A 15,297-nucleotide genomic window follows, 5' to 3' on the forward strand; every position below is an offset into this window, starting at 1 on the left:
GATCAGCGTCCTTCCAGAAGATCGGCAGCGGCACGGGCTACCCGGCGCAGGTGCGGCAGGTCGTCCCCGGTCACGGTGACGTGCCCCAGTTTGCGGCCCGGGCGCACCGACTTGCCGTACAGGTGCACCTTCGCCTCGGGGTAGCGCTCCATGAGTTCGGGGTAGGCCTTGGTGGGATCGGCCAGTTGCGAACCGAGCACGTTGACCATGACCGCCCAGGGCACCAACTGCTCGGTTCGGCCCAGCGGCAGGTCCAGCACCGCCCGCAGGTGCTGCTCGAACTGGGAGGTGACGGTGGCGTCAATGGTCACGTGCCCGCTGTTGTGCGGGCGCATCGCCAACTCGTTCACCAGCAGGCGCCCATCCCGGGTGTGGAACATCTCCACCGCCAGCACTCCGGTCACATCCAGTCCCTCGGCGATGGTGCGGGCGATCCGCGCGGCTTCGCCCGCGCCGTCGTCCTCCAGGTCCGGGGCCGGGGAGATCACCTCCGAGCACACGCCACCCACCTGGGTGGTCTGCACCGTGGTCCAGGTCTGCACCTGGCCGGAGGGCCGCCGGGCCAGCAGCGCAGCCAACTCGGAGCGGAAGTCCACCGTCTCCTCCGCCAATGCACCCTCGGCGGCCCAGTCCGCACCCTCCTGGGCGCTGTGCACGATCCGCACGCCCTTGCCGTCATACCCTCCCACCGGCCTCTTCAACACCACCGGCCAGCCGATCTCGTCGCCGAAGGCCGCGAGATCGGCCACCGAGTTCACCTCGGCCCAGCGCGGGCAGGGCACCCGAGTTCGGTGAGCACGCGACGCATGTGGATCTTGTCCTGGGCGGCCCGCAGTGCGCGCGATCCCGGGCGCACCGCCACGCCGTCGGCCTCCAAGCCAGCCAGGAGCGCATACGGCACGTGCTCATGTTCGAAGGTGAGCACCTGCGCACCGCGGGTGACCCGGGTGAGGGCTTCCTCGTCGTCGGCCGCCCCCACGGGGGCGTCGGGCAGCACCTGGGCGGCTGCGCCGTCGTCGGCCTCGACCAGGGCGCGCACATGGATGTCCAGCGCGCCGGCGGGTGCGGCCATCATGCGTGCGAGTTGTCCGCCGCCGACGACGGCCACCACAGGTCCCATGGCGGCAAGCCTAATGGCGGGTAGGCTCGGGCAATGACCCGTGCGAGCGCTCCGGCACCAGCGCGGCCGGCCGGCCGGATCGGGTCGACGTGGCGCTCGCGCAGCGAGATCGTCGCGCGGGTGGCCGAGATGGCGCGGTTCGGGTCCGTGGGTCTGCTCGCGTTCGTGGTGGACGTCGGGTTGTTCAACCTGCTGCGGTTCGGACCCGGGCAGTTACTGGTCGATCAGCCCCTGACGGCGAAGGTCGTCTCGGTCTCGGTGGCGGTGCTGGTGGCGTGGCTGGGTAACCGGTACTGGACCTTCGCCACCCGGCGTTCCACCGGCGGCGCGGCCGCGCACGGGACGGAACTGGTGAGGTTCGTCGTCGCCAACCTGATCGGGATGGGGATCGCGGTGGGGTGCCTGGCCGTCTCCCATTATCTGCTCGGGTTCACCTCTCCGTTGGCCGATAACATCGCCGCGAACGGGGTGGGCCTGGTGCTGGGCACCTTGTTCAGGTACGTGGCCTACCGGCACTGGGTGTTCACCGGTTCGGCGGTCGGCACCTCACGCGGTTGAGATCAGCGGCGGCGGCGGCGCCGGCCCACCACCACCACCGACCCGGCCGGCAGGACCTCCTCGGGGTCCAACCGCTTGGGCACGGCGTTGAGGAAGACGTTGAACACCGGGGGGCGACGCTGCGCCAGGTCCAACCGACCACCGTCGGCGGCGATCAGGTCCCGGGCCAGGCTCAGTCCCAGCCCCGAGCCCTTGCCACTGGTGACGTGCCGTTCGAAGATGCGCGGTGCCAGATCGTCGCTGACCCCCGGGCCCTCGTCGGCCACCTCGATCACCACACCGGACTCCGCTCCCGGCTTGGAGGGCCGGGCCCGCACCGAGGTGGTGCCCTCGCCGTACTTCAGGGAGTTCTCCAGCAGGGTGGACAGCACCTGGGCGATGGCACCGGGGGTGACCAGCACGGCCAGGTCGTCATCGTTCTCGAAGATCAGCTGTCGGCCGGCGCGGCGGAAGCTGCCCTCCCACTCATCCTCCTGCTGATCGAAGACCTCATCGAGCGGCAGGGGCTGGGTGGTGCCGCCGTCGCGGCTGCGTGAGGCGGCGAGCAGGTCGTCGACCACCCGGACCAGGCGTTCGAGCTGCTCCAGGGAGATCCGCGCCTCTTCGCGCACCGCCTCATCATCGCTGAGGAGCTGGATCTCCTCCAGCCGCATCGACAGCGCCGTCAGCGGGGTACGGAGCTGGTGGCTGGCGTTCGCGGCGAACTGGCGCTCGGCCACCAGGCGGCTGGCCATCCGGTCCCCGGTCCGGTTCAGCTCCGCGGCCACCAGATCGATCTCCTCCACCCCGGAGGGCTCGAACTGCGGGCGCGCCTGGCCGGCGCCGACCTGTTCGGCGCTGGCGGCCAGGAACACCAGCGGCGCTGCCAGGCGCCTGGCCTGCCATGAGGCCACCAGTGCGGCGGTTCCCACCGCGATGAGCGAGGCCAGCACCACCAGGATCACCACCTGGGCGCCCTGCCAGAACAGCCGGGAGGAGGCGATGTGCAAGGACACGTGCGCCCCGGAGGCGGTGTACTGGTTGCGGTAGGTGGTGCGCCCCTCGATGGGTTCGCCGACCTCGACCACCCTGCCGGTGGGTGAGGTGACCCGCATCCAGACCGGGATGTCGCCGTCGTCGACCCAACGCTCCAGCATCGCCTCGTCGATATCGGAGCCGGTGGCCAGGCGCGCCTCGACGCTCCTACTCACCGACTGGGTGCGCAACTCCAGGTTGGCCATGCTGGCCTCGTTGACCATCAGGGCACCGAAGACCCCCATCGGCACGCCGAGCAGGAGCACCGCGACGGTCACGGCCGCAATCGTCGCAATCAGGACGCGGCGGCGCAGGGGTCAGTCCTCCCCGGTCTCGAATCTGAATCCCATCCCGCGCACGGTGGAGATGTACCGCGGGGAGTTGGCGTCGTCACCGATCTTGCGCCGCAGCCAGGACACGTGCATGTCCAGGGTCTTGGTGGAACCGTTGGGGTCGGATGCCCAGACCTCGCGCATCAACGCCTCCCGGGAGACCACCGAACCGGCCTCGCGGACCAGCACGCGCAGGAGCTCGAACTCCTTGGCGGTCAGGGACAACTCCCGCTCGCCCAGGAAAGCACGGTGAGCGGCGATGTCCACACGCACGTCCTGGGCGCTGATCTCATCGACGTCAGCGCCCTCGGAACCGGCCCGACGCAGCAGCGCCCGGACACGGGCGAGCAACTCGGCCAACCGGAACGGCTTGGTGACGTAGTCGTCCGCACCGGCGTCCAGGCCGACCACCAGGTCCACCTCGTCGGCGCGGGCGGTCAGCACCAGGATCGGGGTGCTCAGGCCCTGGCTGCGCACCCAGCGAGCCACATCCAGGCCGTCCATGTCCGGCAGCCCGAGGTCCAGCACGAGCAGGTCGGCGCTGCCGGCTTCATCGATAGCGCCCTTCCCGGTGCCGTGCACGGACACGTCGTAGCCTTCACGGGTCAGGGCGCGCGCCAATGGCTCGGCAATGGCAGGGTCATCTTCTGCTAACAGCACTCGGGTCACAATGTCATGCTAGCCGCACTCACAAGCAACGGCTCAGCTATTCGCTGTGGCGTATCCGACTGAATCGGTTTACGACGAAGAGGCCCCACCACCCGCAGCAACGGGCCCCTGGGCTGAGGCAACTGGCCCCTAGAGTCATCCGTGTGCCACCCACCCCCGCCGCGTCCGAGACCTTCGTCGCGGTACCGGCCGCCTCCATCGTGCTCCGTGACGCCCGCAGGGGCACCACCCGCCGGGTGGATCTGGCTCGATTCACCCTCGCCCGCACACCGGTGACCCGGGCGGACTACCTCGGAGTGCCCGGCGGCACCACCCCGTCACCGGGAAACGGCGACGCTCCGGTCGCCCAGGTGTCCTGGCACGAGGCGATCCGGTGGTGCAACGCGGCCTCGCTGGCCCGAAATCTCACCCCCGCCTACGACGTCGACGCCGCCACCGTGCACTGGGACGTCAGCGCCGATGGTTACCGGCTACCCACCGAGGCCGAGTGGGAGTGGGCCGCGCGGGCCGGATCGACGAGCCCGGCGTACGGCCCGTTGGCCGAGGTGGCCTGGACCGCAGCGGATCGGGTCGAGGGCGCACAGCCGGTGGCCACCAAGGCCCCGAACGCCTTCGGCCTGTTCGACATGCTCGGCAACGTCTGGGAGTGGTGCTGGGATTACATCGACCCGGCCCGGTACGCCGACTACCGGAGCCTGCGCGGGGGCGGGTGGTCCGACGAGGCCTGGAGCGTGCGGGCCTCGGTGCGCCGGGGCAGCATGCCTGCGGCGAGGCTGGACGACGTCGGCTTCCGCCCGGCGCGGGGTGCGGTGGGCGTGGCAGGGGGTACCACGGCCCAGGGCTGGTCCGCGGCGGCCGACCGCGAGCGCGCCACCATCGACCCGGTGCCCGCGGGCTGGACCCCGCTCAGCAGGTGCTGACTGCGCAACGCTCAGGCCTCCGGGCGGCGCACCAGCCGCGCCGGGGTGACCGAGCCCAGCCCGGGCACATCCACCTCGGGCAACTGCGAGATCTCGAAGTCACCCCCGTGCCCGGACTCACGCAGCAACGCCGCGCTGACGGCGTCCATGAGCAGTTCACCCTCGGTGGCCACGTCAGCGAGCCTCGACGCCAGGTTCACGATCGGGCCGAACACATCACCGGAGCGGGACAACACCCTGCCCCACACCAGCGAACCGCGGATGGGCAGGTTCCGCGCGGCCATCGCCTCGAGCAGGCCGGTGCCCACCCACGCGCCGCTGGGCAGGTCATCGGCGACCCACAACACCGCGTCGCCGACCGTCTTGACCACGCGGCCCCCGTACCGGGCGATCACGTCGCGCGCGGCCGACTCGAACTCCCCCACCAGCGAGGCCAGTTGGGTGGCCGAGAGGGTGGCCGCCCGGGTGGTGTAGGACACGATGTCAATGAACCCGATCGCTCGCTCCAGCGGCAGCTGCTGGGCCGAGGAGGCGGCGTGGTCGGATAGGGACAGGTCCCGGTCGATCCGCGACATCAGCGCGGCCAACTGGCGTCGCCAGACGTACTCGGCCTGTTCGGCCAGCACCGGCGCCAGGCCACCGAGTTTGTCCAGCACCAGCAACCGGGCGGAGGTGTCGTCCAGTTCATGACGTTTGGCGGCGTCCTCCACCAGCGCCTCGACCTGCCACAGCACCAGCCGGTCCATGCTGTGCCCCTGGGCGCGCACCAGGTTCTGGGCGGTGGTGAAGGAGATCTCCTGCTCGGCCACCAGGCCGGCCAGTTGCCGCAGCGCCTGCACATCGGTCTCGGTGAAGTGCTTGTCCGCCGGGGCCGGATCGGGAAAGCCCAGGGAGCGCCAGTAGCGCCGCACGATGTTGACGTCCAGACCGCTGGCCTCGGCGACCTCGGCAAGGGTGTAGCAGGGCTCGCCGAGCATCGCCTCGATGCGCCGCCCGGTGGTGGAACCGGAAACGACGCTCTCGCCCGGCCCGGAGCGGCCGGGTCCGGTGGAGCCGTGCGGTGAGTCCTGGGTCACACCTCGAGGTTACCCGGGCCCGGCGCGGCGGATGCGCTGCTCGCACACTGCGCCGGTGAGCGCAGGTGCCGAACGTCCCCGGCACGGATGGTGTGCTCGCCGTGAGCGGTGCGCACGATCAGCGCACCGTCGGAGGCAAGGCGGGCCGCCGTGCCCTCCAGCTGCGAGCCGTCGGGCAGTTCCACCCGGACATCGGCCCCGATGCTCACGCACGCCTGCTCCACCGGTGCCCGCACGTCCTGTCCCTGCTCCAAGGCGGTCAGCAGCGCGGCGAACTCTCCGACGATCGCGTGCACCACATCATCGGCGGTCTCATCGGCGCCGGCGTCGCGTCCGTCGCCGTGCTCACGGGAGGCGCGGCCCGTCCCGCCCGGGCCGTCGCCTGACTCATCCGGGCGCTGCCCCAACTCAGCCGGCATCAGGCCCGCACCGGCCAGCGTGCCCGCCCACGGCACCGGAAGCTGCGTGCCGGCCAGGTTCAGCCCGATCCCCACGACCGCGCCGCCGTCGTCGGCCAGCACCTCGGTGAGCACCCCACCGAGTTTGCGCATCCGCCCCCAGCCGGGCTCGGCGTTGCGCCCGCCGAGCACATCGACGACGTCGTTTGGCCATTTCATGGCGACGCGTTCGGTGGCACCGGGCTGCTTCCCGGCGCGGGAGCGGAGCGCGCGAACCGTGGCCAGGCCCGCCAGCAGCGGGATCCAGCCCCACTGGGCGCGGTCGGCGCGCGGGCGCACCAGCACCGAGAAGGTCAGGGCCCGCAGCCCCGAGGAGTCCCAGGTGCGCCCCGCGCGGCCCTTGCCGGCGGTCTGCTCCCGGGCCACCAGCACCGACAGGTGCGGCCAGGCCGGCGGGTCGGCGATGGCGAGTCGGGCCAGGTCGGTGTTCGTGGACCCGGTGCGCTCCAGCACCCGCAGCCGGGTGATCGGCGCGGGCGGGTCGGGGTCCGGTTCGGCTCGCTCGGGTGCCATGTACCCAGCCTGGCAGCACCGGCCCGCGCCGACCAGGGCATGATCGGCGCCGGCCTACTCCGAGGGAGCGCGGAGGGAGCGGCGGCGGCTTTGTAGAGGTTCTACAACAAGGACGTGGTACCGATCACCATGTCCTTATGGGAGTTGGTGGGTGTTGACAAGTACGCTTGCGATCTGTGACCACCTCCGAGGAGATCGACATCAGCACCACGGCCGGCAAGATCGAGCAGTTGCGCCAGCGCAACGCCGAGGGGCCACAGGCCCTGGCTGCCGCGGCGGTGGAGAAGCAGGGCAAGCGCGGGAAGAAGTCGGCCCGGGAACGCATCGCCGAACTGCTCGATGAGGGCAGTTTCGTGGAGCTGGACGCCTTCGCCACCCACCGCTCCCACAACTTCGGGCTCGACAAACGGCGCATCCCCGGCGACGGTGTGGTGGCCGGCTACGGCACCATAGATGACCGCCAGGTGTGCATCTACGCCCAGGACTTCACCGTGTTCGGCGGGTCCCTGGGCGAGGTGCACGGGGAGAAGATCACCAAGGTGATGGACCTGGCGTTGCGTACCGGGGTGCCGCTGATCGGGATCTCCGACGGTGGTGGCGCTCGCATCCAGGAGGGTGTGGCGGCGCTGACCCAGTTCGCCGAGATCTTCCGCCGCAACGTTGCTGCCTCCGGGGTGATCCCGCAGATCTCGCTGATCCTGGGACCCAGTGCCGGCGGCGCTGTCTATTCCCCAGCCCTGACCGACTTCATCGTGATGGCCGACCAGACCTCCAACATGTTCATCACCGGCCCGGATGTGATCCGCGCGGTGACCGGGGAGGACGTGGGCTTCGAGGAGCTCGGCGGCGCCCAGACCCACAACGAGCGCTCCGGGGTGGCTCACTACTTGGCCGCCGATGAGGAGGACGCCTTCGACTTCGTCAAGGCGCTGCTGCACTACCTTCCCAGCAACAACCTGAGCGACCCCGAGACCTTCCCGGTCGAGGCCGAACTGGAGGTCACCCAGGCCGATGAGGAACTGAACACCCTGGTCCCGGACTCGGACAACCAGCCCTACGACATGCACGCGGTGATCGAGTCGGTGCTGGATCAGGCCGAGTTCCTGGAGACCCAGCCGCTGTTCGCCCGCAACGTGATCGTGGGGTTCGGGCACGTGGAGGGCCACCCGGTGGGTATCGTGGCCAACCAGCCGCAGTCGATGGCCGGCACCCTGGACATCGACGCCGCGGAGAAGGCCGCCCGGTTCGTGCGCACCTGCGACGCCTTCAACATCCCGGTGCTGACGTTCGTGGACGTGCCCGGGTTCCTGCCCGGCACCGACCAGGAGTGGAACGGCATCATCCGCCGCGGGGCCAAACTCATCTACGCCTACGCCGAGGCCACCGTGCCGCTGATCACCGTGATCACCCGCAAGGCCTACGGCGGGGCCTACATCGTGATGGGCTCCAAGCAGCTCGGCGCCGACATCAACCTGGCCTGGCCCACCGCGCAGATCGCCGTGATGGGCGCCTCCGGTGCGGTGAACATCCTGCAGCGCGGGGCGCTGAAGAAGGTGGCCGAGGACGGCGGTGACGTCGAGGCCGAGCGGGCCCGGCTGGTGGATGAGTACACCGAGGCGATCGTGAACCCATGGGACGCGGCCGAGCGCGGCTACGTCGACGCGGTGATCGAACCGGCCCAGACACGCCTGCAGATCGTGCGGGGGCTGCGCGCCCTGCGCACCAAGCGCGCCACCCTGCCCACCAAGAAGCACGGGAACATCCCACTATGAACCAGTCGAGGAACGGTAACGGGGTCAACGGCCAGTACGCCGCGATCGGGGAAGTGCCCGACGACGTGGTACGGGTGCTGCGGGGGGCTCCCGATGAGGATGAACTCGCCGCGTTGGTGGCCGGCATCGTGGCCACCCGCGCCGGAGGCCACGAGGAGATCGACGACGGCTCCCGCACGTCGCTGTGGACCAACCACGGCCATCGGCTCGGGCTCCCACCGAGTGCTGCGCGGGCCGCGTGGCGCTGGAGCGCCCACGCCCGGCACTGAACCCTCCCGTGGGAGCACGGTCCACGAACACCTATCGATCGCGACATCACCCCGGTGCGGGACCGAAAGAAGTACCGAATCGCCCCCAGAAAGCGTGCGACATCGAGTAACATTCATGAAACTTGTTTAGTCAGAAACGCGCTAGGGGAAGGCCAGTGTCCGAAGGCAAGAGCGCGACGAAGCGCCCCACCGTCCGGGACATCGCTGCCCACGCGGGCGTCTCTGTGGCCACCGTCTCCCGCATCCTCAACGGTGCCTACCAGGCTCCCCAGGCCACCCATGAGAAGGTGATGCGCGCCGTTCAGGACCTGGACTACCGCACCTCCACCACCCGTGCACTGACCACCTTGACCGGCACCATCGCGGTGGGAATCCCGCACATGCGGTCCCTGTACTACATGACGATCGGTTCTGGCATCGAGGAACAGGCCCGCACCGCCGGTATCGGCGTGCTGCTGAGCACCACTGCCGGCATCCCCGAGTTGGAATTGCAGTTGGTGGACATGATGCTCCAGCGCGGGGTGGAGGCAGTCATCCTGATCGGCGGCATCGAGGAGCGGACCGATCATCAGGCCGCCCTGGCCGACCGCGCCCACGCCCTGGCCCGAGGAGGGTCGCGCCTGGTGCTGTGCGGCCGGCCCTGGCAGGGCCCGCCCGACGCTCCGGTCTCGGTCGTCAACTACGACGCCGCAGCCGCTGGCTATGCAGCCACCACCTACCTGCTGTCCAACGGGCACCGGCGCATCGCCCACCTGGGCGGGCCCAATCGGTTCGCCACCGGCATGCTGCGGGCCCGCGGTTACCGCCGCGCCCTGGCCGACTTCGGCGTCGAGTTCGATGAGTCGCTGATCGCCACGGCAAAAATGGACCGGGAAGCGGGCATCTACTACGGGCGCAAGTTCCTCACCGAGACCGACGCCACCGCCATCTTCGCCGCCAACGACGAACAGGCCGCCGGCATCATCGCCGCCGCACGCGCCGAGGGCCGCTCGATGCCGGAGGAACTGTCCCTGATGGGTTTCGACGACACCCTGCTGGCCCGCGACCTCTATCCCGCGCTGACCAGTCTGCACGTGCCCCAACTGGAGATGGGCCGCGCCGCGGCACGGATGGCGATGTACCGCGACGACCAGGCCGAGCAGCGCCTGGAGATCGGCACCCACGTGGTGGTTCGCGACTCGGTGCGCCGGGTCGCGTTGAACTGACCGCTCGGCCGTCCGATGCGTGACCTCACCGGGGACGGTGATTCGGTCCCTCGAAGCGCTTGACGGAATGCGCAGTGCCACCCATACTCGGTGAAACATGTTCCATTGCTGATGACGCAGCGTCGCATCCAGTCATGATCCTGTCCGAACCTCGACGCCGAGGAGTTCCGTGCTCACCACCACACCAGCGCCCCTGACCCGTGAGGACCTGTCCGATCAGGTGCAGAGTTGGTGGGCACCCGTGGCGCAGCGACTCAGCCCCGGCAGCGCCCGGGCGCAGTTGGGCTCCACCGGCGCGCACTTCGACAACGCCGCCGCCCAGCTGGAGGGTTTCACCCGTCCGCTGTGGGGTCTGGCGCCGCTGCTGGCCGGCGGCGGCAGGTGGACACCGAGCCACTGCTGGCCGGCCTCACCCACGGCACCGACCCGAGCCATCCGGAGTACTGGGGGCCCGCGTCCGGACGGGACCAGCGGCTGGTGGAGATGGCTGCGATCGGGGTCTCCCTGGCTCTCGCACCGGAACAGCTCTGGGATCCCCTGACCAGCAAGGCCAAGACCGACCTGGCCACCTGGCTCGGGCGGATCAACGAGGTGGAGTGCAACGACAACAACTGGTTGTTCTTCCGGGTGCTGGTGAACGAAGGTCTGGGCGTGGTCGGCGCCGCCCAGGCAGACCCGGCCGCGAGCGCAGCGGCGCTGGACCGGCTGGAGTCCTTCTACCTGGACGGGGGGTGGTACGCCGACGGACCTTCTGGCCGGTGTGACTACTACGTGCCCTTCGCCTTTCACTACTACGGCCTCATCTACGCCCGCTTGGCCGCCGAACGCGACCCTGCCCGCGCCCGTCGTCTCATCGACCGGGCCCAGCAGATCGCCACCGACTTCGCGCACTGGTTCGACGACGACGGCGCGGCCCTGCCCTACGGGCGCAGCCTCACCTACCGCTTCGCCCAGGCCGGGTTCTGGGGCGCGCTGGCCTTCGCCGATGTCGAGGCGCTGCCCTGGGGTGAGATGAACGGACTGTTCACCTCCAATATGCGCTGGTGGTCCGGTCAGCAGATCACCGACGGGACCGGGGTGATGAGCATCGGGTACGGCTACCCGAATCTGAATATGGCCGAGGCCTACAACTCGCCCGGCTCGCCCTACTGGGCGATGAAGGCCTACCTGCCCCTGGCGCTGCCGGCGGAGCATCCGTTCTGGACCCACGCCCCCCAGCAGTACTCACGTGAGCCGGTGCGCCGCCAGGAGCCGGCCCGCCTGGTGCTGTGCGACGACCGTGCCGGTGGGCACGTGTTCGCCCTGGCCGCCGGCCAGGATGCCGAGCAGTTCCGACACGGCGGAGCCAAGTACTCCAAGATGGCTTACTCCACGGCTTTCTCGTTCTCCGTGCCCGCCGGTGGTACCGGCCTGCAGGAGCTCGCCGCCGACTCCGCCCTCGCGCTGAGTGAGGACGGGGTGCACTGGCGCACGCGCCGGGTTCCCGAGGAGGTGGAGTTCATCGGCGACGTGCTCTGGACCCGCTGGCAACCCTGGCCCGATGTCACCGTGCAGACCTGGCTGTGGGCGCACCTGCCGTGGCAGGTGCGCGTCCACCACATCCGCACTGCTCGCGAATTGATCACCGCCGAGGGGGGCTGGGCCCTGGACCGCACCGGGGACGTCCGCTCGGCGCCACAGGGCGAGCACATGCGAACCTCCGGCGCGGCCTATGCCCGTTACCCGGCCGGCTTCAGCGGCGTGCAGGACCTGGACGGGCGCCGGGGCGGTGAGGTGGTCGTTGCCACGCCCAACACGAACCTGCACTTCCCGCGCACGGTGATCCCCACGCTGACCGCCCGCCACGAGGCGGGCAGCGCCACCCTGCGCTCGCTCGTCCTGGGGGCAGCACGCACCCCGGCGTGCCCGCCGGGTGGGCGCAGGCCCCCACGATCCCCGAACTCGCAGAGCACCTCCCGGCGGCGGTGCGGGAGCGGTTGGCGGATCTGGTGCTCGCCGAGCCCGGGAGTAGCGCCGACCGGACCGCCACCGAATCCACCCGCACCAACGTGCTGCCCGCCCCCGCCCTGACGCCGCCGATTCCGCTCGCCGCCGACCCGACCGGGCAGAAGGACCGATGAGCGCCCTCACACCGGCGCACCCCTCCGGTACCGGGGCAGGTGCGCGTCGACCCAAGGCCGTGCTGGTGATGTTGCCGCGCGCCTTCCGTGAGCAGTTCGGGCCGGCCGAGCACGAGCGCCTGCACACCCTGGCCCAGGTGGACGAACCGGTCCACCTGACCCGGTTGGACACCGTCGAGGCCCGCGCCCGCCTGGCCGAGGTGGAAGTGCTCATCACCTCTTGGGGTTGCCCCCATCTGGACGCCGAGATCCTCGACCATGCGCCGAACCTGTCGGTGGTGCTGCACGCCGCCGGGACGGTGCGTGCCCTGGTCTCCTCCGAGGTGTGGCGCCGGGGCATCCAGGTCAGCAACTGTGCCGATGAGAACGCCATTCCCGTGGCCGAATTCACCCTGGCCGCGATCATCATGGCCGGCAAGAAGGCCCCGTTCATCGCCGCCGCTGCCCGCACCGGTCGGGCCACCTGGTCCGATTACCGCAAGGCGTTCGGCCCGATGACGAACCTGGACACCACGGTCGGGATCATCGGGTTCTCCAAGATCGGACGGCGCGTGGTGCAACGGCTGCGCACTCTGGAGGTCTCGACGCTGGTCTATGACCCCCTGGTCGATCCGGAGGAGATCCGGGCCGCCGGTGCCCGTCCGGCCTCCCTGAGCGAGATACTGCGCCGGGCCGGCACCGTCTCGGTGCATGCTCCCGCCCTACCCAGTACCCGGCACATGATCGGGGCGGCCGAACTGGCCCAGATGGCTGACTACGCCACCCTGATCAACACCGCCCGCGGCTCGCTGGTGGACACCGCAGCCCTGGAGGCCGAGTGCGCCTCGGGAAGGCTGAACGCGATCCTGGACGTCACCGACCCCGAACCCCTGCCGCCGGGCTCGGTCTTGTACGACCTGCCGAACGTGATGCTCACCCCGCACATTGCCGGATCCCAAGGGAACGAAACCCTGCGGATGAGCCGGAACGTGCTCGATGAACTCGAGCGCTACGCCACCGGGCAGCCCCTGCGTAGCGCGGTCACCGCCAACGAGCTGGAGGTGATGGCGTGATCTGGCCGTTCGCCGCCTCCACCCTGGGCGCGATTGACGAAGACCTGCCCGCGTTGGCGCGGATGCTGCCCGCGCACGGCGCAGCCCTGGTGGAACTACGGACCGCCGCCGACGCCCCGGTACACGTGGGCCTGACGGGAACCGAGCGTGCCCAGGTCCGGCGCGTCTTCACCGACGCCGGGGTGCAGATCCTTGCCGTGGCCAGCCGGGTGCGGATCGCACAGGCCGGTGATGACGAGACGGTCACCGAGTCGCTGGCCGCACACCTGAACCTGGCGGCGGACCTGGGCGCGGACTTCGTGCGTGTCTTCCCCGGGGCACCGGCCCCCACGGCCGCCACGGACGAGTTGCCGGTACTGCACGATGGGGCGGAGGCCGCCTCCGCCGTCGTCCGTCGTTTGACGGCCTGCCTGGACGTAGCCGAGGACGCCGGGGTGCGCATCCTGCTGGAGACCCACGACTCCCACCCCCGCGGCCAGGACATCGCTGCGCTGCTGCACCGTCTCTCCGAGACTGTCGGGGAGCACCAGGTCGGGGCCGTCTGGGACGTGCTGCACCCGTGGCGGGTCGGGGAGGACCTGGCCATCACCGCGAAGGCGCTGTTGCCATACCTGATCGACGGCCGAGGCTACGTGCAGATCAAGGATGTGCCCTCCCGGGCCGACAAGACACCGGTGCTGCAGGGGTCGGGAGCAATCCCGCTGGCGCCGTTTCTCGACCTGCTAGCCGACGGTGGCTACACCGGGCCGGTGTCCCTGGAATGGGAACGGCACTGGTACCCCGACGCCCCGCCGCTGGCGCAGGCGCTGGCCGCGGCCTCCGCGGCCCTGGCCCGGTACACACCCACTCCCACCCAAAACGGTCCGAACCCGGTCCGTGAAAACCGCTGACCCCGTCAGCACAACGAAAGGATGGAAGCGATGACGCTTCGACGGCGAGACTTCATCACCGCCTCCGGGCTCGGCCTGACCGGGGCGGTACTTCTGGCCGCATGCGGAAACGGCAACGGCGGCAGCGCCGGGGGCTCCAACGGCGGAAACGGGAATGGAGGCGGAGGTAGCGAACAACTCTCGATCCTCACCCCCGAGTTCGCCGGGACCTCCGGCCAAGCCGCGTTCGAAGGCGACATCCTCGCTGCCTTCGGCGACCACACTTTCTCGGTGGACTACACGGACTGGGACCGGTTGAACGAGAGCCTTTCCGCCGCGGTGGCCGGTGGCGTGGTCGCCGACCTGATCATGGTCGGTGCGGGCTGGGTGGAACCTTTCGCTGAGCGTGGTGTGCTGGGTGAGTTGCCCGAGTCACTCCTGGACGGCAAGGGGCTCGACGAGAATCTGGTTGGCATCGGCCGACACGACGGGACTCTCTTCGGCATTCCGTATTTCGTGGATGGGCGGGTCCTGACCTATCACCGCGACATGTTCGATGCTGCTGGCATCGATGAGGACAATCTGCCCTCCTCCCTGGAGGACTTCCGGGAGATGCTCAAGGAGGTCGTCCCCGACGGCGGCGTGGCGATCGACCTGTTCTCCCAGAACCTCCGGCAGGTCTGGGCTCACCTGATCGGCGCGTACGGCGGGGACATGTTCAGTGCAGACGGCACCGAGGTGGCGTTCACCGATGGCACCGGCGTCGCAGCCCTGCAGTACATGCTCGACCTGGTCGAGGACGGTACCGCCAGCTTCGATGTTCAGGCCGCCGAGGGACAGCCCCGTCCCTGGCAGCAGGAGCGCGCCGCCATCGACATGATGAACTCCTCCTCCTGGCCCACCTTGGTGCAGGAGACGCCGGGCCTGGTGACCGAGGAGAGCATGGGCATGATGCTGCTCCCCTCCTCCGGTGGCGGTGACCCGGTGATGTTCCAGGGCGGCACGCTGCTGACCATCTCCGCCCGTACCCAGAACGAGGAACTCGTACAGGAACTGGTCAACCACATGATGGAGCCGGAGCACCTGCTCACGGCCGTGGAGGAGGTCGGCAAGGTGCCCTCGCGGGAGGACCTGGACGAGTCGGTCCTGGCGGAGAACCGGGTGCTGACCTACACCACCGACAACTTCCAGTACGCCACCGCGTTCGAGGGCGGCAGCCCGGCGTGGATGGAGGTCCGTGGCGCCGTCTCCGGTGAGATCGAGGCCGCCATCGTGGGGCAGAAGACTGCGGCCGAGGCCGTGGACGCCCTGGCCGCGGTCGCCGAGGACGCCATCAGCAGGATCTGAACC

General features: G+C 69.9%; 13 protein-coding genes and 2 pseudogenes. 10 read left to right on the plus strand and 5 right to left on the minus strand.

The genetic code is table 11. The features are described from left to right. Positions 1-2: 2 nt before the first annotated feature. Positions 3-1,120 (minus strand): annotated as a pseudogene (locus ACRRRO_RS02315) (5-(carboxyamino)imidazole ribonucleotide synthase). Between the two features lie 33 nt (positions 1,121-1,153). On the opposite strand from ACRRRO_RS02315, the gene ACRRRO_RS02320 reads away from it, so the two are divergent. Beyond that, positions 1,154-1,678, plus strand: a complete 525-nt coding sequence (locus ACRRRO_RS02320; protein ID WP_424797972.1) for a GtrA family protein — start codon at positions 1,154-1,156, stop codon at positions 1,676-1,678. 2 nt (positions 1,679-1,680) lie between these two features. Here the strand turns inward: ACRRRO_RS02320 and ACRRRO_RS02325 are convergent, their stop codons facing one another. Next, complete coding sequence (locus ACRRRO_RS02325) at positions 1,681-2,970, minus strand: ATP-binding protein (protein ID WP_424797971.1); 1,290 nt, start codon at positions 2,968-2,970, stop codon at positions 1,681-1,683. 39 nt (positions 2,971-3,009) lie between these two features. Continuing rightward, positions 3,010-3,693 (minus strand): response regulator transcription factor, encoded by a 684-nt coding sequence (locus ACRRRO_RS02330; RefSeq protein ID WP_424788175.1) that lies wholly within the window; start codon positions 3,691-3,693, stop codon positions 3,010-3,012. A gap of 143 nt (positions 3,694-3,836) precedes the next feature. On the opposite strand from ACRRRO_RS02330, the gene ACRRRO_RS02335 reads away from it, so the two are divergent. Next, positions 3,837-4,613 carry a formylglycine-generating enzyme family protein gene (locus tag ACRRRO_RS02335; protein ID WP_424797970.1) on the plus strand — a complete coding sequence of 259 codons (777 nt, stop codon included), beginning with the start codon at positions 3,837-3,839 and terminating at the stop codon, positions 4,611-4,613. Positions 4,614-4,624: 11 nt separating this feature from the next. Here the strand turns inward: ACRRRO_RS02335 and ACRRRO_RS02340 are convergent, their stop codons facing one another. After that, positions 4,625-5,689, minus strand: a complete 1,065-nt coding sequence (locus tag ACRRRO_RS02340) for a MerR family transcriptional regulator (protein ID WP_424797969.1) — start codon at positions 5,687-5,689, stop codon at positions 4,625-4,627. After that, entirely contained in the window at positions 5,686-6,660 is a 975-nt protein-coding gene (locus ACRRRO_RS02345) for a biotin--[acetyl-CoA-carboxylase] ligase (RefSeq protein ID WP_424797968.1), read from the minus strand. The genes ACRRRO_RS02340 and ACRRRO_RS02345 overlap by 4 nt, the downstream gene beginning before the upstream one ends. A gap of 221 nt (positions 6,661-6,881) precedes the next feature. Here ACRRRO_RS02345 and ACRRRO_RS02350 point away from each other — a divergent pair, with 221 nt between their 5' ends. The 8 genes and pseudogenes from ACRRRO_RS02350 to ACRRRO_RS02385 all read left to right on the plus strand — a co-directional run bounded on the left by ACRRRO_RS02350 (position 6,882) and on the right by ACRRRO_RS02385 (position 15,294). Next, positions 6,882-8,432, plus strand: coding sequence for an acyl-CoA carboxylase subunit beta (locus ACRRRO_RS02350; RefSeq protein WP_424797994.1), 1,551 nt, complete (start codon positions 6,882-6,884; stop codon positions 8,430-8,432). Beyond that, positions 8,429-8,701, plus strand: a complete 273-nt coding sequence (locus ACRRRO_RS02355; protein ID WP_424797967.1) for an acyl-CoA carboxylase subunit epsilon — start codon at positions 8,429-8,431, stop codon at positions 8,699-8,701. The genes ACRRRO_RS02350 and ACRRRO_RS02355 overlap by 4 nt, the downstream gene beginning before the upstream one ends. A gap of 155 nt (positions 8,702-8,856) precedes the next feature. After that, the gene (locus ACRRRO_RS02360) at positions 8,857-9,906 is read left to right on the plus strand and encodes a LacI family DNA-binding transcriptional regulator (RefSeq protein ID WP_424797966.1); all 1,050 of its coding nucleotides are present in this window, start codon (positions 8,857-8,859) and stop codon (positions 9,904-9,906) included. 241 nt (positions 9,907-10,147) lie between these two features. Then, positions 10,148-11,067 (plus strand): annotated as a pseudogene (locus ACRRRO_RS02365) (DUF2264 domain-containing protein); the annotation flags it as partial. Further along, a complete protein-coding gene (locus ACRRRO_RS02370) occupies positions 11,062-11,976 on the plus strand; it encodes a DUF2264 C-terminal domain-containing protein (RefSeq protein WP_434081542.1) in 915 nt (304 codons plus the stop codon). The pseudogene ACRRRO_RS02365 and the gene ACRRRO_RS02370, both read left to right, overlap by 6 nt. Positions 11,977-12,022: 46 nt before the next feature. Next, the gene (locus ACRRRO_RS02375) at positions 12,023-13,078 is read left to right on the plus strand and encodes a hydroxyacid dehydrogenase (RefSeq protein WP_424797964.1); all 1,056 of its coding nucleotides are present in this window, start codon (positions 12,023-12,025) and stop codon (positions 13,076-13,078) included. Further along, entirely contained in the window at positions 13,075-13,968 is an 894-nt protein-coding gene (locus tag ACRRRO_RS02380) for a sugar phosphate isomerase/epimerase family protein (RefSeq protein ID WP_424797963.1), read from the plus strand. The genes ACRRRO_RS02375 and ACRRRO_RS02380 overlap by 4 nt, the downstream gene beginning before the upstream one ends. A gap of 30 nt (positions 13,969-13,998) precedes the next feature. Beyond that, the gene (locus ACRRRO_RS02385) at positions 13,999-15,294 is read left to right on the plus strand and encodes an extracellular solute-binding protein (RefSeq protein ID WP_424797962.1); all 1,296 of its coding nucleotides are present in this window, start codon (positions 13,999-14,001) and stop codon (positions 15,292-15,294) included. The last annotated feature ends 3 nt before the right edge of the window (positions 15,295-15,297 follow it).

The sequence above is a fragment of the Sanguibacter sp. Z1732 genome (genome assembly GCF_051020515.1).
GTDB lineage: Bacteria > Actinomycetota > Actinomycetes > Actinomycetales > Beutenbergiaceae > CALKWS01.